The organism is Pseudomonas sp. TJI-51 (assembly GCF_000190455.2).
Taxonomy (GTDB): Bacteria; Pseudomonadota; Gammaproteobacteria; order Pseudomonadales; family Pseudomonadaceae; genus Aquipseudomonas; species Aquipseudomonas juntendi.
The window spans coordinates 42,750-59,633 of sequence record NZ_AEWE02000094.1 but is presented as its reverse complement, the minus strand read 5'-3'; the positions used below and the strand labels follow the sequence as shown (position 1 = coordinate 59,633).

Here is a 16,884-nt window from a genome sequence, read left to right as displayed (position 1 = left end):
CCGGTGGGAGCTGGCTTGCCGGCGATGGGCTGCAGCGCAGCCCCTTGCGTTATCGGATCAGGCAGGCTGCGGCGCCTTGAGGATATTCTGCAGCAACTGCACACTTTCAACCGCGTCATGACCCAGGCTGGTCAGGTAGCCGCCATCCGGTTGGTCGGTCAGCCCCTTTTCATGCAGGCGCTGCGCAGCGGCGACCAGGGCGGGGGATGCAGTGCTGGTTATCTTGATGCCTTCCTGGCTGCTGTCGTGCTTGAACAGCGCGAGTACTTCCATTTCATCGATAAGATCGGGGGTAAAAGGCATGGTAACTCCTGACTTCCAGACGAGGATTACGGCACTTTCTACGGTGCCTGATCTTCGAGTGTAGCCGGGTTATTCGTCCTCGCCTTGATCCATCTCAGGTGGCAGCTCGGGCAGCGCACGCAGGGCCTTTTCGTACCACTCGCCGTTGAACGCGCGGTCTTCTGCCAGCATGTTGTCAATCTCGTAGGCCAGCACATGGGCCATCACATTGAGAATGTCTTCACGTTCCCAACCAACCAGGGTCAGCTTGTTGAAAGTGGCCTTGGCCGCCGGCGGCTCGCCGCTTTCGATCTGGTTCTCGATGGCTTGGGTCAGCGTTGCCTCGGCGAGGGCTTCGTCGTCATTGTCGATGTCGGTGGGCTCGCTCATTGGCGGTACTCCTGTGGTGGGATGCACAGTGTGCCACGCCTGTAGCGGCAATGCCCGGTCATAGACGAGGTGCATGACGCTGGTCAGGAACAGGCTTACGGTCTATAAAAGCCGAGCCAAACCCCTTACGGCCCGGAGGCTGTTACCTCATGCTCAAGCTTCATGGATTCTCGGTCAGCAACTACTACAACATGGTCAAGCTGGCGCTGCTGGAAAAAGGCCTGCCTTTCGAAGAGGTCACCTTTTACGGCGGCCAGGCGCCAAAGGCGCTGGAAGTGAGCCCGCGGGGCAAGGTGCCGGTGCTGGAAACCGAACACGGTTTTCTCAGCGAAACCAGCGTGATCCTTGACTACATCGAGCAGACTCAGGGCGGCAAGGCGCTGCTGCCGGCCGACCCGTTCCAGCAGGCCAAGGTACGCGAGTTGCTCAAGGAAATTGAACTTTACATCGAGCTGCCAGCCCGTACCTGCTACGCCGAGTCCTTCTTTGGCATGGCGGTAGAGCCACTGGTCAAGGATAAGGCACGTACCGACCTGCTGGCCGGCTTCGCCACGCTCAAGCGTAACGGGCGCTTTGCGCCGTATGTAGCGGGTGAGCAACTGACGCTGGCAGACCTGATGTTCTGCTTCTCGGTCGATCTGGCTTATGCGGTGGGTAAGAAGGTGCTGAACATCGACCTGCTGGCGGACTTTCCGCAAGCCAAGGCGTTGCTCCAGCTGATGGGAGAGAACCCGCACATGGCGCGGATCGTGGCAGACAAGGAGGCAGCGATGCCGGCCTTCATGGAGATGATTCGCAGCGGTAAGCGCTGAGCCTGGTGTTGAGCCGTTCGTGGGCACGCCCGCTCCCACTGTGGGAGCGGGCGTGCCCACAAACGAGGGCGAAGCCCTCGCCTTGAGGCTTAGCGAGACGCCAACAGGGCTTTGCCACGAACAACGGCAGCTCGCACCTGCGCCGGCGCCGTACCACCAATATGGTCACGCGCATTCACCGACCCTTCCAGGGTCAGTACGGCAAACACATCCTGCTCGATCTGGTCGCTGAACTGGCGCAGTTCGTCCAGGCTCATCTCGGCCAGGTCCTTGCCGGTATCCACCCCATACTTCACCGCATGGCCAACGATTTCGTGGCAGTCGCGGAACGGCAGGCCACGGCGTACCAGGTAGTCGGCCAGGTCGGTAGCCGTGGAGAAGCCACGCAGCGCCGCTTCACGCATGATGGCGTGCTTGGGCTTGATCGCCGGGATCATGTCGGCAAAGGCACGCAGCGAGTCGCGCAGGGTATCGGCAGCGTCGAACAGCGGCTCCTTGTCTTCCTGATTGTCCTTGTTGTAGGCCAGCGGCTGGCCTTTCATCAGGGTCAGCAGGCCGGTCAAGGCGCCGAACACGCGGCCGGTCTTGCCACGTACCAGCTCTGGCACGTCGGGGTTCTTTTTCTGCGGCATGATCGAGCTGCCGGTGCAGAAGCGGTCCGGCAGGTCGATGAACTGGAACTGCGCGCTGGTCCACAGCACCAGCTCTTCGGAGAAGCGCGAGAGGTGCATCATCGCCACGCTGGCTGCAGCGCAGAATTCGATGGCGAAGTCACGGTCCGAAACGCCGTCCAGCGAGTTGCCGCCCACGGCCTCGAAGCCCAGCAGCTTGCAGGTCAGTTCGCGGTCGATCGGGTAGGTGGTACCGGCCAGTGCGGCGCTGCCCAGCGGCATGCGGTTGGTGCGCTTGCGGCAATCGACCAGGCGCTCGTAGTCGCGGCTGAGCATTTCGAACCAGGCCAGCAGGTGGTGGCCGAAGGTGACCGGCTGCGCGGTCTGCAGGTGGGTGAAGCCCGGCATGATGGTTTCGGCTTCGCGCTCGGCCTGCTCCAGCAGGCCCTGCTGCAGGCGGGTGATTTCGGCCAGGATAAGGTCGATTTCATCGCGCAGCCACAAGCGGATATCGGTTGCCACCTGGTCGTTGCGGCTACGGCCGGTGTGCAGCTTCTTGCCGGTGATGCCAATGCGGTCGGTCAGGCGTGCCTCGATGTTCATGTGCACGTCTTCAAGGTCGACGCGCCAGTCGAAGTTGCCGGCCTCGATCTCGGCCTGGATGGTTTTCAAACCATCAATAATGGTGTCGCGCTCGGCATCGCTGAGCACGCCGACTTGCGCCAGCATGGTGGCATGGGCGATCGAACCCATGATGTCGTGGCGGTACAGGCGCTTGTCGAAATCGACCGAGGCGGTGAAGCGGGCGACGAAGGCGTCGACGGGCTCACTGAAGCGGCCGCCCCAGGACTGATTGGTCTTGTCGGTGCTCATGGATTCACTCATTGCAGGCGTGAACGAAAAAGTGGCGCCGATAATAACAGGGTTGGGACGGCTGCCGCAGGGCGCCGGTCGACAGAAATGCCCGGAAAATGGCAGTGAATCATTTGAAGGAATGAACGGCAGTGTTCCACGGACCGTCTACAGTTGGACAGAAGACTGGCAGTGAATCTGCCGTCCGAGTGAATCTTTGGCCATCGCACCGGTCTAGAGCGTGACCGCAGTGTCGCTCGAACCACACCTGTCTACGCTATACCTGTGCGAGACTCATTCAGGAATCCAGCGCAATTATGAATGTCCTGATCGTTGATGACGAACCCCAAGGCCGTGACCGCCTTAGCCGGCTGCTCGGCGAACTGGAGGGTTACACCGTGTTGGAGCCCAGCGCTACCAACGGGGAAGAGGCCCTGACCCTGATCGACAGCCTCAAGCCCGACGTGGTGCTGCTGGACATCGCCATGCCAGGCCTGGACGGCTTGCAGGTCGCGGCCCGCCTGTGCGAGCGCGAGGCGCCGCCAGCGGTGGTGTTTTGCACCGGGGATGACCAATACAGTGCCGAGGCATTCAAGGACAGTACCCTCAGCCATGTCGCCAAACCTGTTCACCCTCAGGCCCTGCGGGATGCACTGCGCAAGGCCGATAAACCCAACCGGGCGCAACTGGCGGCACTGACGCGGCCGGCCAATGAAGGCGGTGGCCCGCGCAGTCATATCAGCGCCCGCACCCGCAAAGGTATCGAGCTGATTCCGTTGGACCAGGTGGTCTACTTCATTGCCGACCACAAGTACGTAACCTTGCGCCACGACGGTGGGGAAGTACTGCTCGACGAGCCGCTCAAGGCGCTGGAAGACGAGTTTGGCGACCGCTTTGTACGTATTCACCGCAATGCCTTGGTTGCCCGGGAACGCATCGAACGCCTTCAGCGCACGCCCCTGGGCCACTTCCAACTGTTCCTAAAAGGCCTGAACGGCGATGCCCTTACCGTAAGCCGGCGTCATGTGGCCGGTGTGCGCAAGATGATGCAGGCCCTCTGAACCGGTGCCCGCATGGCAAGGGCTGGGCCCTTGCTGGCCGGCAGGTCGGCCCCACCGTCAGGGTGCAGGGCAGCCCTGAAGGGGCCCTTAGCTGATCCACATCTGCTAGCGATCCTTGCGATGCTGTTATGATCCACGGCATTTCTCTGGATCGGGGCGTTTCATGTCCACTCGCGAAATCCGCATTGCCACCCGTAAAAGCGCCTTGGCCCTGTGGCAGGCCGAATACGTCAAAGCCCGCCTTGAGCAGGCCCACCCTGAGCTGCGGGTGACCCTGGTGCCCATGGTCAGCCGCGGGGACAAGCTGCTCGACGCGCCGCTGGCAAAAATCGGTGGCAAGGGGTTGTTCGTCAAGGAGCTGGAAACCGCCCTGCTGGACAACGAAGCCGACATCGCCGTGCATTCGATGAAGGATGTGCCCATGGACTTCCCCGAGGGGCTGGGCCTGTACTGCATCTGCGAGCGGGAAGACCCACGTGACGCCTTTGTCTCCAACCATTTTGCCAGCCTTGAAGCGTTGCCTGCCGGCAGCGTGGTCGGCACCTCCAGCCTGCGCCGCCAGGCCCAACTGCTGGCGCGTCGCCCCGACCTGCAGATCCGCTTCCTGCGCGGCAACGTCAACACCCGCCTGGCCAAGCTCGACGCCGGCGAATACGACGCCATCATCCTCGCGGCCGCCGGCCTTATCCGCCTCGGTTTCGAAGACCGCATCACCGCCACCATCAGTGTCGACGACAGCCTGCCTGCCGGTGGCCAGGGGGCGGTAGGCATCGAATGCCGTAGCGCCGACCACGCGATCCATGCCTTGCTGGCGCCGCTGCACCACCATGACACGGCTGACCGGGTGGTGGCCGAACGCGCCATGAACAAGCGCCTGAACGGCGGTTGTCAGGTGCCGATCGCTTGCTACGCGGTGCTGGAAGGCGACCAACTGTGGTTGCGCGGCCTGGTCGGCCAACCGAGTGGCGGCACCCTGCTGGTGGCCGATGCCCGGGCCCCCCGTGCAACTGCCGAGGCCCTTGGTGTAGAGGTCGCCGAACATCTGCTGGGGCAGGGTGCCGAGGCCATCCTCAAAGAGGTCTATGGCGAGGCCGGCCACCCGTGAGCCAATGGCGCCTGTTGCTGACCCGGCCTGCCGAGGACTGTGCGGCGCTGGCGCAAAGCCTGGCGGCAGCGGGGGTGGCCAGCCACTGCCTGCCGTTGCTGGAGATCGAACCCGTGCAAATCCAGGCTGGGCAGCGCGCGTTGCTGCAGGGCCTTGGTGGCTTCCAGGCGATCATCGTGGTCAGCAAGCCAGCTGCACGGCTGTTGCTGGAACAGTTGGCCAACGCCAGCCTGCAGCCGCCCGTTCAAGGCTGGTTCACCGTAGGCGAGGCCACTGCCGCAGTGTTGCAGCAGGCGGGTCTGAGGGTGAATTGCCCGCCGCGTGGCGACGACAGCGAAGCACTGCTGATGCTGCCGGCACTGCGCCAGGCGGTTGCCGTGCCAGCAGCGCGGGTATTGATCGTTCGCGGCGTTGGAGGTCGCGAACTGCTGGCAGAGCGTCTTGCAGAGCAAGGTGCTAGTGTCGATTATCTGGAACTGTATCGTCGCTGCCTGCCGGTTTATCCCGCAGGCACGCTGATGCGCCGCATCGAAGCGGAACGCCTCAATGGCCTGGTGGTCAGCAGTGGGCAGGGTTTGGAACATTTGCAGCAACTGGCTGGCGCCGATTGGCCACAGCTGGCCCGGTTGCCGTTGTTCGTGCCGAGCCCGCGGGTAGCCGGGCAGGCCAGGGCCGCTGGGGCCCAACAGGTTGTGGATTGCCGTGGCGCCAGTGCCGCGGCCTTGCTGGCAGCTGTGCAGTCTTGCACTGCACCTGCCTCTTAAGGCGCTAAGCTGAACGCGATGCGCCCCCATGCAAAGGATGGATACGTGAGCGAGACTGTCTTGTCCAATAACGATCAGCCGTCGGCGCAAACGCCGGCGGATCCCGTTACCACCCCGCCTGCCAAGCGCTCCGGCAATGGCCTTGCTGCGCTGGCCTTGCTGCTCGGCGCGGCCGGGGTGGCGGTAGGTGGCTGGGGTGCCTGGCAGGTGCGTCAACTGCAAGGCAGCGAGTTCGACCAGGGCCAGCACATCGAGGCGCTTAACCAGCGCGCCGAGGCCTTGCAACAGCGTGAGCAGCAGATCAGTGCGCAACTGGCCAGCCTGCCAGCCGCCAGCGAACTGGAAGACCGCCGGCGGCTGGTAGCGCAATTGCAGGGCGACCAGCAGCGCCTCAGCCAGCGCCTGGAAACCGTGCTCGGCGAAAGCCGCAAGGAGTGGCGCCTGGCAGAAGCCGAGCACCTGCTGCGCCTGGCTACCCTGCGCCTGTCGGCCTTGCAGGACATCACCAGCGCCAAGGCCCTGGTCGAAGGTGCCGACGAGATCCTGCGCGAGCAGAGCGACCCAGGTGCCTTTGCCGCTCGCGAGCAACTGAACCGCAGCCTGGCCACGCTCAACAGCACCCAGCAACCAGACCGCACGGGCCTGTTCCTGAAGCTGGCTGCGCAGCGTGACTTGGTCCAGCAACTGAGCGCGCAGTCGCCGGAGTTCGACAGCAATGCCGATGCCCTCGGCGCCTTGACCGCCGATGGCGACGGTGTCAGCCGCCTGTCGCAGTGGTGGGCGGAAATCTCCAAGTATTTCCAGGTTGACTTCAATGCCGACGAAAACGTGCGCCCATTGCTGGCCGGGCAGCAACTCAACCAGTTGCGCCTGGCATTGAGCCTGACCATCGAGCAGGCCCAGTGGGCGGCGCTCAATGGCGACGCGAAGGTCTATACCCAGGCGCTGGATGATGCCCGCAGCGTGCTGCTGGCCAACTTCAATGCCGACAACCCGCAAAGCAAGGCCATGCTCGACAGCCTGAATGCCTTGGCCGAGCAGCCAGTGTCGGTGGTCACCCCTGACCTCAGCGAGAGCCTGGCAGCCGTGCAGGCCTACATTCAGCGCCGCCATCTGCCGGCTGAGGCCGAGGGGGGCAAGCCATGAAGCGGGTCTACCTGCTGGCCGTACTGGCCATCGTGGTCGCTGCTGCGCTGGGTGTCGCCGTCGCCAAGCACAGCGGTTACGTACTGGTTTCCTACGGTGGTTTCCGTTATCAATCGGGGCTGTGGGCGGCGTTGGGTGGGCTGCTGGCGGTCGTTCTGGTGTTGTGGTTGCTGCGCTACCTGGTGGGGCTGTTGCTGACCTCCAGCGGCGTGGTCAACCCTTGGTCGCGGCGCAACCGCCGCCGGCGTATTCGCCTGGCAATCGAACAGGGCCAGCTGGACCTGGCCGAGGGTCGCTGGGCCAGCGCCCAGCGCCATTTGCATCGTGCCGCGGAGGCCGAGCGCCATCCCCTGCTGTACTACCTCGGTGCAGCGCGTGCCGCCAACGAGCAAGGTCGCAGCCAAGACAGCGACAACTTGCTGGAGCGTGCCCTGGAGCGCCAGCCACAGGCAGAACTGGCCATTGCCCTGACCCATGCCCAACTGCAGATGGACCGGGGTGAAAGCGATGGCGCGCTGGAGACCTTGCTGGCCATGCAGGAGCGCCACCCGCACAACAGCCAGGTCCTGCGGCTGTTGCAGCGCCTGTACCTGGAGCGCGGTGACTGGTCCGCCTTGATTCGCCTGTTGCCCGACCTGCGCAAGGGCAAGGTTCTACCGGCCGCCGAGCTTGCTGCCCTCGAGCAGCGCGCCTGGGGCCAGAACCTGAGCCTGGCGACAACCCGTGGCGAGGACGCGCAAAGTGCACGGCAGGCCCTGGAGCGCGCCTGGCAGCAACTGACTGCCGCCCAGCGTCAGGAGCCGCAACTCGTGCTGGCCTACGCTGAACAGCTACGCCAGGTAGGTGCCGAGAGTGATGCCGAACAGGCATTGCGCACGGCTCTCAAGCGGAACTACGAAAGCCATCTGGCTCGCCTGTATGGCCTGGTGCGTGGCGATGACCCGGTGCGCCAGTTGCAAACCGCCGAAGGCTGGCTCAAAGACCACCCACAAGATGCCAGCCTGTTGCTCACCCTTGGCCGCCTCAGCCTGCAGAACCGTCTGTGGGGCAAGGCGCGCGATTACCTGGAAAGCAGCCTGCGCATGGAGCGCAACCCCGAGGCCTGCGCCGAACTGGCGCGCCTGCTCGCCGGCCTGGGTGAGACGGAGCGCAGCAACCAACTGTTCCAGGAGGGCCTTGGCCTGCTCGACGAACGCCTGCTGGCGTTGCCGCTGCCAGAAGGCGTACGCGCCTGACCTACCCCATAGCCCGCGGCAAGGCGCGGGCTATGGGGGCTGGTGATTTATCTTCCGTTGCATGCTGAATCTGCATTCCCAGTCCTCAGTCGCCTCCTATTGAATAGACGGAAATTTCTTACGCGTTTCAGCGACTTGTCGTTGCTGTAGCGCCTTGAAACAAAGCCCGTCTTTCCTCTACCGTTCCAGGCCACACTCTCATCCCGGGACCTTCACCACCCATGCTGCTGGCCCGTTTGCGCACCTTGTTTCTTCCTGCTTGCCTGGCCGCACTGGCAGTGCTGGCTGCGTCCTTCCAATTGGATAACATGCTTGGGCTGGTGCCATGCCCGTTGCGCTTGAGCCAGCGGTTGCTGCTAGCCCTGTATGCCCTGCTGAGCCTGGCCAGCGTGCTGCAGGCACCGCGTGCACGTGGCCTGCGGCGTTACGCATGGGCGACGTTGGCCTGCTCGCTGGGCGGGGCGGCGCTGGCCGCGCGGCAGGTCTGGCTGCAGGGTGCTGAAAGGGTTGTAGATGCATGCCCGCTGCCGATCGGGCGTGTATTCGAGCAGGGTTGGGTGGAGGCGGCCCGGCAACTGCTATTCGGCGGCCCGGAGTGCAGCGCGCTGAGCTGGAGTTTTCTCGACCTGACCCTTCCCGAGTGGAGCCTGTTGGCTTTCCTGCTGCTGGCGGCGCTGCCCGCGAGTTGCCTGCTGGCGTATCGTTTCCGCACGCTGGCAGGCGCTTGACCTGGCGCAAGGTTGAGTCATCAGAATGACCAATGGCCATGTAACACGGTATTAAACACTTGTATGAAGTTTGTCCACTGCGTACCTTGAAGGGCAACACGTGCGGGAATAATCTCGCAGCACGGATACTCAAAACACAACTGCTCGATGCCGTCCTGCTGATATCACCTTTGTGCGCGCCTTCGCAGCGCGAGGTGCAGCGGCATCTACCCAGAAGGGAAGAGATCGCCATGCTCGATAGTTGTCAGAACGCTCAGGAACGCTGGGGTGGGGTTCACGAACTTATTGATCGTTGGCTGGAGGAGCGCAAGGAATTGGTGCAGTCTTTCCGCGCGTTGCGCGCCAAAGAGCTGGCCTTCGCCGACAAGGATACGAACGGGGATTTCTGTGGCCTGCTTGTGGACTACTGTTCGGCGTGGCACTTCGAGGTCTGCGAGCAGCTGGTCAGGGAAGCCAAGGCTTTCGGTGACGAGAAGGCACTGAAGCTGGCCGAAGAGATCAACCCACGCATCAATGACATCACGCAGATCGCGTTGGCTTTCAACGACCATTGTGCGAAAGCTGAGTGCAAGGACACAGAGCGCTTTGGCGAAAAACTGGGCAAGCTCGGTGGCCTGCTGCATGAGCGCTTCGAACTGGAAGACTGCCTGATCGAAGTGCTGCACAACGCGCACAAGGAAGAGGGCGCGGTACAGGCCTGATGGTTGGCGTCAGTCGCCAACCCCCAGCAGTTCGATCTCGAATACCAAGGGGGTATAGGGTGGAATCAAGTCGCCTGCGCCCTCGGCCCCATAGGCTTGTGCGGATGGAATGACAAGGCGCCACTTGGCGCCGACGTGCATCTGCGGCAACGCTACCTGCCACCCCTCGATCACCGAACCCAGGCTGAACCACTGTGGCGTCTGGTTCTGGTCGAATACCGAGCCGTCCGGCAACCTGCCTACGTAGCGCACCTGCACTTTGCCACCGGCTTTCGGCTGCGCGCCACTTCCTGCCTGCAGCTCGTTGTAATGCACGCCCTCTGGCAACTCATGCACGCCAAAACGCCCCCGCTCATTAGCCATGAAGCGTTTTTCCGCCGCTTGCTGCTTTTGCGCCTGGTCATCGCTTTCCTGTGCATCATGCTGCTGCAGCACGGCCTGCATGCGTGCCTTGTCGAGCTTCAGCGGCTGCCCTTGGTAGGCCTGGCGCAAGCCATCGACCAAGGCATCCAGTTGCAGGCCCGGCATGTCCTGGCGCAGCCGCTCGCCCAGGCTGGCCCCAAGGCTGTAGGCGAGATCGCGTTCATCACTGTCGGCCAGGGCGAGGGGCGCCAGCAGGCATAAACCTAAAACAAGAAATCGAGGCATGGTCAGTTCCTGCGCCAATGAGCGTGGAAGTATGCCAGTGTTGAATAGGTGTATTGGCTTTTTCGCGGCTTTGCGTGGGCGCGGCTTTGAGTCGCAACAGGGCAGCGGCGCGGCAAGGCTTTGTCCAGCATCTACACTTACCCGCAGCTGCAAGCTTACAACGTTGCCCAGGCATGCAACGCGGCGTAACTATTACGGTCAACATGCCCTAGCGGCTGTAGCAGCAGAAGCATAGTATGAGCCGCACTCTCGTCAGCCAGGAGGTAAACCATGTCGGCCAAAAAGAAGCCAGTAAGTACGCCGTTACACCTGCTCCAGCAACTTTCGGGTAGCTTGCTCGAACATTTGGAAGAAGCCTGCTCGCAAGCGCTGGCTGATGCGGAAAAACTGCTGGCAAAGTTGGAAAAGCAGCGTGGCAAAGCGCAGGAAAAACTGCACAACGCTCGCTTGAAACTGCAAGGTGCAGCCAAGGCCGGTAAAGCCAAGGCACAGACCAAAGCGCAAAAAGCCAGCGCTGAACTTGAAGAACTGCTGGACTCCCTCAAGGAGCGTCAAACCCAGACGCGCGCCTACATTCAGCAACTCAAGCGCGATGCCCAAGACAGCATCAAGTTGGCCCAAGGTGTAGGCAAAGTGCGTGAAGCCGCGACCAAGGCCCTTGACCAGCGTGCAGCCAAAACGGCCAAGCCAGCTGTTGCCAAGCCGGCGACCAAGCCAGCCGGTCGAGCCACTACCGCAGCCAAGCCAGCAGCTAAAGCCACCGCCGCCGCAAAACCTGCGTCTAAGCCAGCCGCCAAGGCCACCGCCGCCGCAAAACCTGCGCCCAAGCCAGCCACCAAGGCCACTGCTGCCGCGAAACCTGTGGCCAAGCCAGCCGCCAAGGCCACTGCCGCCGCTAAACCTGCGGCCAAGCCAGCCGCCAAGGCCACTGCCGCCGCAAAACCTGCGTCCAAGCCAGCCGCCAAGGCCACTGCCGCCGCAAAACCCGCAGCCAAGCCAGTCGCCAAAGCAACAGCCGCCGCTAAACCTGCGCCCAAGCCAGCTGCAGCCAAGTCGCCAGCACGTACCGCAGCGAAACCGGCTGCCAAGCCTGCCGCCAGCAAGCCAGCCGCTGCCAAACCGGCTACACCTGCCCCCAGCACTCCGGCCGCTGATGCCAACTCGGCCACTTCGGTAGCGCCATCGGCGCCGGCCAGCACGCCTGCTCAGGCACCGTCTTCGGCGTCCTGAAGCGCTGCAGCCGCGGCGCGTAGCTGCAGCAACGCGTCATGTTGTCGGCCCTGGTCCGGCACCAGCCGGGCCAGCCAGTCGCCCGTGGGCTCAGCAGAGTCCGCGGGCCACTGCTGGGCACGTTCTTGCAAGCGTTCCAGCAACGCTCTTTCTGCCTGTAATTCCAACCCTTTCACTTGCTCGCGCACAAGTGCCAGCCGGCTATCCAGCTGTGCTGCCGCGCGCCATTGCTGGCGCAGGTCGCGTAGCGGGGTGACCACTGTCCGTTGCCAGGGGTCGGCAATGCCGTGCAATGCCTGCGCGCGCTGGTCCGTCACGGCAACCCCACGCGCCTGCAACCACGTGGCGCACAGCAGCAGGCAGACATCGCCACCCAGTGTTTGCAGTTCAAGGCAGGCGGCTTCTACGCCAGGCCTGGCGTACAAGGCCAGGGCGTGATTCCACAGGTCGGTGTGCATGGTTCCACTCGCGCTATGGGCCGAGGAAGCTGGTAGACTCCGCGACCATCATGATCAGACTATCCAACCTCACTTTACAGCGTGGTCCGCAGCGCTTGCTAGAAGGCGCCGAGATGACCCTGCACGCCGGTCACAAGGCCGGTCTTATCGGCGCCAACGGTGCCGGCAAATCCAGCCTGTTCGCCTTGCTGCGCGGTGAGCTGTCGCCCGATGCCGGCGACTGCCAGCTGCCCGGCGACTGGCGCATCGCCCACATGCGCCAGGAGGTTGATACCCTCGATCGCCTGGCCGTGGACTATGTGCTCGACGGTGACGTGCGCCTGCGCAAGGTCCAGGCCGAATTGGCGGCTGCCGAGCAAGCGCACGACGGCACCGCCCTGGCGCGCCTGCACAGTGAGCTGGAAAGCGCTGACGGCTACACCGCCGACGCTCGCGCCCGCAAGCTGCTGGCCGGCCTGGGCTTTACCAACGAGCAGATGGACCGCCGAGTCGGTGACTTCTCTGGCGGCTGGCGTATGCGCCTCAACCTGGCCCAGGCGCTGATGTGCCCGTCCGACCTGCTGCTGCTCGACGAGCCCACCAACCACCTGGACCTCGACGCCATTCTGTGGCTGGAAGACTGGCTCAAGGGCTACCCTGGCACGCTGCTGCTGATTTCCCACGATCGTGACTTCCTCGATGCCGTGGTCGACCATGTGCTGCATGTAGAGCAGCGCAAGCTGAACCTCTACAAGGGCGGCTATACCGCCTTCGAGCGCACCCGTGCCGAACGCCTGGCGCAACAGCAACAGGCCTACGAGAAGCAGCAGGCGCAGCGCGCGCACATGGAAAAGTACATCGCCCGCTTCAAGGCCCAGGCCACCAAGGCGCGCCAGGCGCAGAGCCGGATCAAAGCCCTGGAGCGCATGGAGGAGCTGTCGGCGGCGCACGTCGATTCGCCATTTGACTTCGTCTTCCGCGAGTCGCAGAAAATTTCCAGCCCGCTGTTGAGCATGTCCGAAGGCCGCCTGGGGTATGGCGACAAAGCCATCCTCGACAAGGTCAAGCTGCAACTCACCCCGGGCGCGCGTATTGGCCTGCTCGGCCCGAATGGCGCAGGCAAGTCGACGCTGATCAAGAACCTTGCCGGTGAGCTGGCGCCGTTGTCCGGCCGGCTGGTCCGCGGCGAGAACCTGGCCGTGGGTTATTTTGCCCAGCACCAGCTGGACTCGCTGGACGACAAGGCCAGCCCGCTGCTGCACTTGCAGCGCATTGCCCCCGCCGAGCGCGAGCAGACCCTGCGCGACTTCCTGGGAGGCTTCGATTTCCATGGCGCCCGTTGCGACGAGCCGGTGGTGAACTTCTCCGGTGGCGAGAAGGCACGGCTGGCGCTGGCGCTGATCGCCTGGGAACGGCCGAACCTGCTGCTGCTCGACGAACCCACCAACCACCTCGACCTGGAAATGCGCCTGGCGCTGACCATGGCCTTGCAGGAGTTCGCCGGCGCCGTGGTAGTGGTATCCCACGACCGTCACCTGCTCAAGAGCACCACCGACGACTTCCTGCTGGTCGCTGACGGCAAGGTCGACACCTTCGACGGTGACCTGGACGACTACAGCCGTTGGCTGGTCGAGTATCGCCAGCGCAGCGCGCCGGCCAGTACTGCGCCGGTCAACCCGGACAAGACCGACAAGAAAGCCCAGCGCCAGGCCGCCGCGGCCTTGCGCCAGCAATTGGCCCCTCACAAGAAGGCCGCTGACAAGTTGGAAGCCGAGCTCAATCAGGTGCACGCGCAGTTGGCCGAAATCGAGACGGCGCTGGGCGACGCCGGCCTTTACGATGCGGCGCGCAAGGATCAATTGCGTGACCTGCTGGCGCGCCAGACCAAGCTCAAGCAACGTGAAGGGGAGCTGGAAGAGGGCTGGATGGAAGCGCTGGAAACCCTCGAAAGCATGCAAGCCGAGCTTGAGGCGCTGTCCTGATGGAGGAGCTGCGTGGGTTGCTGCCTGGGCAGTGGATGGACACCTTATGGCTGGGCTTGCAGATCCTCCTTATCCTGGCGGTGGCTTTTGTCCTGCAGCGCATCGTGGCCCGTGGCCTCAGCCGCCTGGGCCAGCGCTACCCCTTGCCACCGGAGTTGCTGGTGCCCGTGCGCGGTGGCCTGCGCTGGTTGATCATGGGCAGCGCGCTGCTGTTCGTGCTGGAGCGCCTGGGGGTTTCGGCAACGGTGCTGTGGACGGCCCTGTCCGGTTTCGTGGCGGTGGCGGCGGTGGCGTTCTTCGCCATGTGGAGCGTACTGTCCAACCTGCTGTGCGCGGTGCTGATCTTCACGGTCGGGCCGTTTCGTATTGGTGATGTGGTCGAGCTGGTCGACACCCTCGACAAGCCGGGCGTAAAGGGCCGGGTAATCGCCATCAACCTGCTGTTCACTACCCTGCTGGAAGTGCCCGAGGCAGGCGGGGCATTGGTGCAGGTGCCGAACAGCCAGTTCTTCCAGAAGTCGGTGCGGCGCTGGCGGGGGGCCGAAGTGCAGGCCATGCACAAGGACGTGTTGCTCGAGGCGGACTGACACAGCCCGCACAAGCACGCTAAATTCTGCAAAATTTGCTGGTCATATTTTCACCAACACCTTAGCTTAATCTTTTGCAACATTAGTGCGAGCGAGGTGTGTGATGTCGATGGAAGTATGGTTGGGCTTTTTTGCCGCCTGCTGGGTGATCAGCCTTTCCCCTGGCGCCGGGGCGATTGCCTCGATGTCCAGTGGCCTGCAATACGGCTTCTGGCGCGGTTACTGGAATGCCCTGGGCCTGCAACTGGGCCTGATTTTGCAAATCGCCATCATCGCCGCCGGCGTGGGCGCCGTGTTGGCCGCCTCGGCCACGGCGTTCCAGTTCATCAAGTGGTTTGGCGTCGCTTACCTCGTTTACCTGGCGTACAAGCAATGGCGTGCGCTGCCAATGGCCATGACCGATGAGTCGGGCGTGCGCCCCATCGGCAGGCCGTTGAGCCTGATGTTCCGCGGTTTCCTGGTCAACGTCAGCAACCCCAAGGCGCTGGTGTTCATGCTTGCGGTGCTGCCGCAGTTCATCAACCCGCATGCACCGCTGCTGCCGCAGTATGTGGCAATCACCCTGACCATGGTCAGTGTCGACCTGTTGGTAATGGCGGGCTACACCGGCTTGGCCGCACGGGTATTGCGCCTGTTGCGTACTCCCAGGCAGCAGAAGCGCTTGAACCGCACGTTTGCCGGGTTGTTCATCGGTGCGGCGGCGTTCCTGGCGACCTTGCGCCGCGCACCCGTCTGACAGGCGCGCTGCGATAAATGCAGGTTCGATCGAGTCTTGTCCGTCGGGGTGCTGTCTATCAGGGGGCGGATGATCACGATCATCCGTTTCACATGAGCATGGAGCCGAACTTGCAACTGGTGCTCTCAACCCATGCCGGGCCGGCAGCTTCGATGCACGCCCCGGCACCGAGGAGGAAACATGGACAAGCCGATTCATCCTTTGTCGGAAATCTTCAAACAGTTGGGGCTGTCTGACGACCCGGTCGAAATCGACCGCTTTATCACGACACACTCACCGCTCGAGGACGATGTGAAACTGGTAGATGCGCCTTTCTGGAGCGACTCGCAGCGCGCGTTCCTGAAAGAAAAATACATCGCCGATGACGACTGGATCCCGATGATCGACCAACTCAACGAGGCGCTTCACCCCCTGAAAAAATAAAGCGCCGAGCGGCACCTGACGAGTGAATGGCCGTTGCTATGCTCAGGAAAACAACCGGGGATAGCGCGATGAAAGATCCCTACGTATCAGGTTTCTGGTGCTCCGTTTCCATCCTGGGCATTCTGACGGCCAGTTACTTCTACGGCATCAGGCAGGCGCATCAACTGAACCAGGCGGTGCAGTTCCTCTACGCCGCCGCCGCGGTCACCGTGGCTGTCGCCGTGGTGGCGCTGGCCTGGGTCGCCTGGCAGCAGTTGCACCTGAACAAGCGCGAAGTGATCCAGGGGCGCACGTTGCTGACCATCTGGAACACCAAAGTTGCGCTACGCCGCGTCGAAACGGTCTTCGATCGTTATTTCTGGGGGAGCTACTGGCATTCGGGGCGCACTTTCGAAGAGGTCATGGGCGAACTCAAGGGCACCCCGCTGGAGCAAAGCCTTGATGCGCTGAAGCGCCAGTGCCGGGTGCTCGACCGCGAAATCCACGACCACCATCATCATTGGCTGGCCAACGCCCGCGACCTGTCCAGCGTGGCCCAGGCCATGGCCCGCGAGCGCTACCAGCTGGACCTGGGCGAACCCACGCAAAGCGGGCATGGCAATACCGCTGTGCTCAATCGCGACCTCGAAGTGCTGGTCTACACCTGGTCGGCGCGCCTGCGCAGTTTTGACCACCAGCTGGACGAACTGGAGCGCGGCTACCACTGAAAGCGCTTATTCGCCGCGTATGTATTGCTCCAGCTGCTTGATCAGGCTGGCTTGCTCGGCAATGGTTTCCTTCACCAGGTCGCCGATCGACAACAGCCCTAGCAGCTCGCCATTGCTCACGACCGGCAAGTGGCGCAGGTGGCGGTCGGTCATCAGGTTCATGCAGTACTCGAGGTTCTGCCTGGGCTCGACCGTGACCACTGGTGCACTCATGATTTCCCGTACCGGGGTGGCGGCAGAAGAGCGGCCCTTGAGCACCAGCTTGCGTGCATAGTCGCGCTCACTGACGATACCCACCACCTGCTTGCCCTCGACTACCGGCAGTGCACCGATGTTTTTCTCCGCCAGCATTTTCAGGGCGTCGAGCACCGAGTCATCCGGGCCGATGGTGTACACGGTCTGGTGCTGGGACTTGGTCTTGAGGATTTGTTCGACGGTCTTCATACG

20 protein-coding genes are annotated in these 16,884 nt (G+C 63.0%); 14 read left to right on the top strand and 6 right to left on the bottom strand.

The annotated features are described in order from the left end of the window. Positions 1-57 precede the first annotated feature (57 nt). The gene (locus tag G1E_RS19895; RefSeq protein ID WP_009682190.1) at positions 58-303 is read right to left on the bottom strand and encodes a TIGR02647 family protein; all 246 of its coding nucleotides are present in this window, start codon (positions 301-303) and stop codon (positions 58-60) included. A 69-nt stretch (positions 304-372) separates the two neighbouring features. Then, positions 373-672, bottom strand: a complete 300-nt coding sequence (locus G1E_RS19890; RefSeq protein ID WP_009682191.1) for a hypothetical protein — start codon at positions 670-672, stop codon at positions 373-375. Between the two features lie 149 nt (positions 673-821). Here G1E_RS19890 and G1E_RS19885 point away from each other — a divergent pair, with 149 nt between their 5' ends. After that, entirely contained in the window at positions 822-1,484 is a 663-nt protein-coding gene (locus G1E_RS19885) for a glutathione S-transferase (RefSeq protein WP_009682192.1), read from the top strand. An 89-nt stretch (positions 1,485-1,573) separates the two neighbouring features. Here the strand turns inward: G1E_RS19885 and argH are convergent, their stop codons facing one another. After that, complete coding sequence (argH, locus tag G1E_RS19880) at positions 1,574-2,968, bottom strand: argininosuccinate lyase (RefSeq protein ID WP_029887272.1); 1,395 nt, start codon at positions 2,966-2,968, stop codon at positions 1,574-1,576. Positions 2,969-3,264: 296 nt separating this feature from the next. On the opposite strand from argH, the gene G1E_RS19875 reads away from it, so the two are divergent. From G1E_RS19875 to G1E_RS19845, 7 genes are all read left to right on the top strand, one after another. Then, entirely contained in the window at positions 3,265-4,008 is a 744-nt protein-coding gene (locus tag G1E_RS19875; RefSeq protein WP_009682195.1) for a LytTR family DNA-binding domain-containing protein, read from the top strand. Between the two features lie 163 nt (positions 4,009-4,171). After that, positions 4,172-5,113 carry a hydroxymethylbilane synthase gene (hemC, locus tag G1E_RS19870; protein WP_009682196.1) on the top strand — a complete coding sequence of 314 codons (942 nt, stop codon included), beginning with the start codon at positions 4,172-4,174 and terminating at the stop codon, positions 5,111-5,113. After that, entirely contained in the window at positions 5,110-5,877 is a 768-nt protein-coding gene (locus G1E_RS29730) for a uroporphyrinogen-III synthase (protein ID WP_009682197.1), read from the top strand. The genes hemC and G1E_RS29730 overlap by 4 nt, the downstream gene beginning before the upstream one ends. 45 nt (positions 5,878-5,922) lie before the next feature. Next, on the top strand, positions 5,923-7,023 hold the full coding sequence (locus G1E_RS29725; protein ID WP_047150044.1) for a uroporphyrinogen-III C-methyltransferase: 1,101 nt from the start codon (positions 5,923-5,925) through the stop codon (positions 7,021-7,023). Continuing rightward, complete coding sequence (locus G1E_RS19855) at positions 7,020-8,258, top strand: heme biosynthesis HemY N-terminal domain-containing protein (protein WP_029887267.1); 1,239 nt, start codon at positions 7,020-7,022, stop codon at positions 8,256-8,258. Before G1E_RS29725 ends, G1E_RS19855 begins: the two co-directional genes overlap by 4 nt. Before the next feature lie 221 nt (positions 8,259-8,479). Continuing rightward, a complete protein-coding gene (locus G1E_RS19850; RefSeq protein WP_009682202.1) occupies positions 8,480-8,986 on the top strand; it encodes a disulfide bond formation protein B in 507 nt (168 codons plus the stop codon). Positions 8,987-9,216: 230 nt separating this feature from the next. Continuing rightward, positions 9,217-9,687, top strand: a complete 471-nt coding sequence (locus tag G1E_RS19845) for an Rsd/AlgQ family anti-sigma factor (protein WP_009682203.1) — start codon at positions 9,217-9,219, stop codon at positions 9,685-9,687. Between the two features lie 9 nt (positions 9,688-9,696). Here G1E_RS19845 and G1E_RS19840 read toward each other — a convergent pair whose 3' ends face one another. Beyond that, positions 9,697-10,335 carry an FKBP-type peptidyl-prolyl cis-trans isomerase gene (locus G1E_RS19840; RefSeq protein WP_009682204.1) on the bottom strand — a complete coding sequence of 213 codons (639 nt, stop codon included), beginning with the start codon at positions 10,333-10,335 and terminating at the stop codon, positions 9,697-9,699. A 270-nt stretch (positions 10,336-10,605) separates the two neighbouring features. Between G1E_RS19840 and G1E_RS27100 the strand changes: the two genes are divergently transcribed. Further along, complete coding sequence (locus G1E_RS27100) at positions 10,606-11,565, top strand: AlgP family protein (RefSeq protein ID WP_052960515.1); 960 nt, start codon at positions 10,606-10,608, stop codon at positions 11,563-11,565. Here the strand turns inward: G1E_RS27100 and G1E_RS19825 are convergent. Next, positions 11,541-12,023, bottom strand: a complete 483-nt coding sequence (locus G1E_RS19825) for a TIGR02444 family protein (RefSeq protein WP_009682207.1) — start codon at positions 12,021-12,023, stop codon at positions 11,541-11,543. The genes G1E_RS27100 and G1E_RS19825 overlap by 25 nt on opposite strands. Before the next feature lie 50 nt (positions 12,024-12,073). On the opposite strand from G1E_RS19825, the gene G1E_RS19820 reads away from it, so the two are divergent. The 5 genes from G1E_RS19820 to G1E_RS19800 all read left to right on the top strand — a co-directional run bounded on the left by G1E_RS19820 (position 12,074) and on the right by G1E_RS19800 (position 16,437). Further along, entirely contained in the window at positions 12,074-13,984 is a 1,911-nt protein-coding gene (locus G1E_RS19820) for an ATP-binding cassette domain-containing protein (RefSeq protein ID WP_009682208.1), read from the top strand. Then, positions 13,984-14,571, top strand: a complete 588-nt coding sequence (locus tag G1E_RS19815) for a mechanosensitive ion channel family protein (RefSeq protein WP_009682209.1) — start codon at positions 13,984-13,986, stop codon at positions 14,569-14,571. Before G1E_RS19820 ends, G1E_RS19815 begins: the two co-directional genes overlap by 1 nt. 103 nt (positions 14,572-14,674) lie before the next feature. After that, positions 14,675-15,307, top strand: a complete 633-nt coding sequence (locus G1E_RS19810) for a LysE family transporter (RefSeq protein ID WP_009682210.1) — start codon at positions 14,675-14,677, stop codon at positions 15,305-15,307. Between the two features lie 180 nt (positions 15,308-15,487). Further along, positions 15,488-15,730, top strand: coding sequence for a DUF2789 domain-containing protein (locus G1E_RS19805; protein WP_009682211.1), 243 nt, complete (start codon positions 15,488-15,490; stop codon positions 15,728-15,730). 68 nt (positions 15,731-15,798) lie between these two features. Then, positions 15,799-16,437 carry a hypothetical protein gene (locus G1E_RS19800; protein WP_009682212.1) on the top strand — a complete coding sequence of 213 codons (639 nt, stop codon included), beginning with the start codon at positions 15,799-15,801 and terminating at the stop codon, positions 16,435-16,437. Between the two features lie 6 nt (positions 16,438-16,443). Here the strand turns inward: G1E_RS19800 and G1E_RS19795 are convergent, their stop codons facing one another. After that, positions 16,444-16,881, bottom strand: a complete 438-nt coding sequence (locus G1E_RS19795; protein WP_009682213.1) for a CBS domain-containing protein — start codon at positions 16,879-16,881, stop codon at positions 16,444-16,446. Positions 16,882-16,884 lie beyond the last annotated feature (3 nt).

Coding starts and splice junctions, on each gene's coding strand:
- G1E_RS19895 (WP_009682190.1), bottom strand. CDS start 303: ATGCCTTTTACCCCCGATCTTATCGATGAAATGGAAGTACTCGCGCTG.
- G1E_RS19890 (WP_009682191.1), bottom strand. CDS start 672: ATGAGCGAGCCCACCGACATCGACAATGACGACGAAGCCCTCGCCGAG.
- G1E_RS19885 (WP_009682192.1), top strand. CDS start 822: ATGCTCAAGCTTCATGGATTCTCGGTCAGCAACTACTACAACATGGTC.
- argH (WP_029887272.1), bottom strand. CDS start 2,968: ATGAGCACCGACAAGACCAATCAGTCCTGGGGCGGCCGCTTCAGTGAG.
- G1E_RS19875 (WP_009682195.1), top strand. CDS start 3,265: ATGAATGTCCTGATCGTTGATGACGAACCCCAAGGCCGTGACCGCCTT.
- hemC (WP_009682196.1), top strand. CDS start 4,172: ATGTCCACTCGCGAAATCCGCATTGCCACCCGTAAAAGCGCCTTGGCC.
- G1E_RS19855 (WP_029887267.1), top strand. CDS start 7,020: ATGAAGCGGGTCTACCTGCTGGCCGTACTGGCCATCGTGGTCGCTGCT.
- G1E_RS19850 (WP_009682202.1), top strand. CDS start 8,480: ATGCTGCTGGCCCGTTTGCGCACCTTGTTTCTTCCTGCTTGCCTGGCC.
- G1E_RS19845 (WP_009682203.1), top strand. CDS start 9,217: ATGCTCGATAGTTGTCAGAACGCTCAGGAACGCTGGGGTGGGGTTCAC.
- G1E_RS19840 (WP_009682204.1), bottom strand. CDS start 10,335: ATGCCTCGATTTCTTGTTTTAGGTTTATGCCTGCTGGCGCCCCTCGCC.
- G1E_RS27100 (WP_052960515.1), top strand. CDS start 10,606: ATGTCGGCCAAAAAGAAGCCAGTAAGTACGCCGTTACACCTGCTCCAG.
- G1E_RS19825 (WP_009682207.1), bottom strand. CDS start 12,023: ATGCACACCGACCTGTGGAATCACGCCCTGGCCTTGTACGCCAGGCCT.
- G1E_RS19820 (WP_009682208.1), top strand. CDS start 12,074: ATGATCAGACTATCCAACCTCACTTTACAGCGTGGTCCGCAGCGCTTG.
- G1E_RS19815 (WP_009682209.1), top strand. CDS start 13,984: ATGGAGGAGCTGCGTGGGTTGCTGCCTGGGCAGTGGATGGACACCTTA.
- G1E_RS19810 (WP_009682210.1), top strand. CDS start 14,675: ATGTCGATGGAAGTATGGTTGGGCTTTTTTGCCGCCTGCTGGGTGATC.
- G1E_RS19805 (WP_009682211.1), top strand. CDS start 15,488: ATGGACAAGCCGATTCATCCTTTGTCGGAAATCTTCAAACAGTTGGGG.
- G1E_RS19800 (WP_009682212.1), top strand. CDS start 15,799: ATGAAAGATCCCTACGTATCAGGTTTCTGGTGCTCCGTTTCCATCCTG.
- G1E_RS19795 (WP_009682213.1), bottom strand. CDS start 16,881: ATGAAGACCGTCGAACAAATCCTCAAGACCAAGTCCCAGCACCAGACC.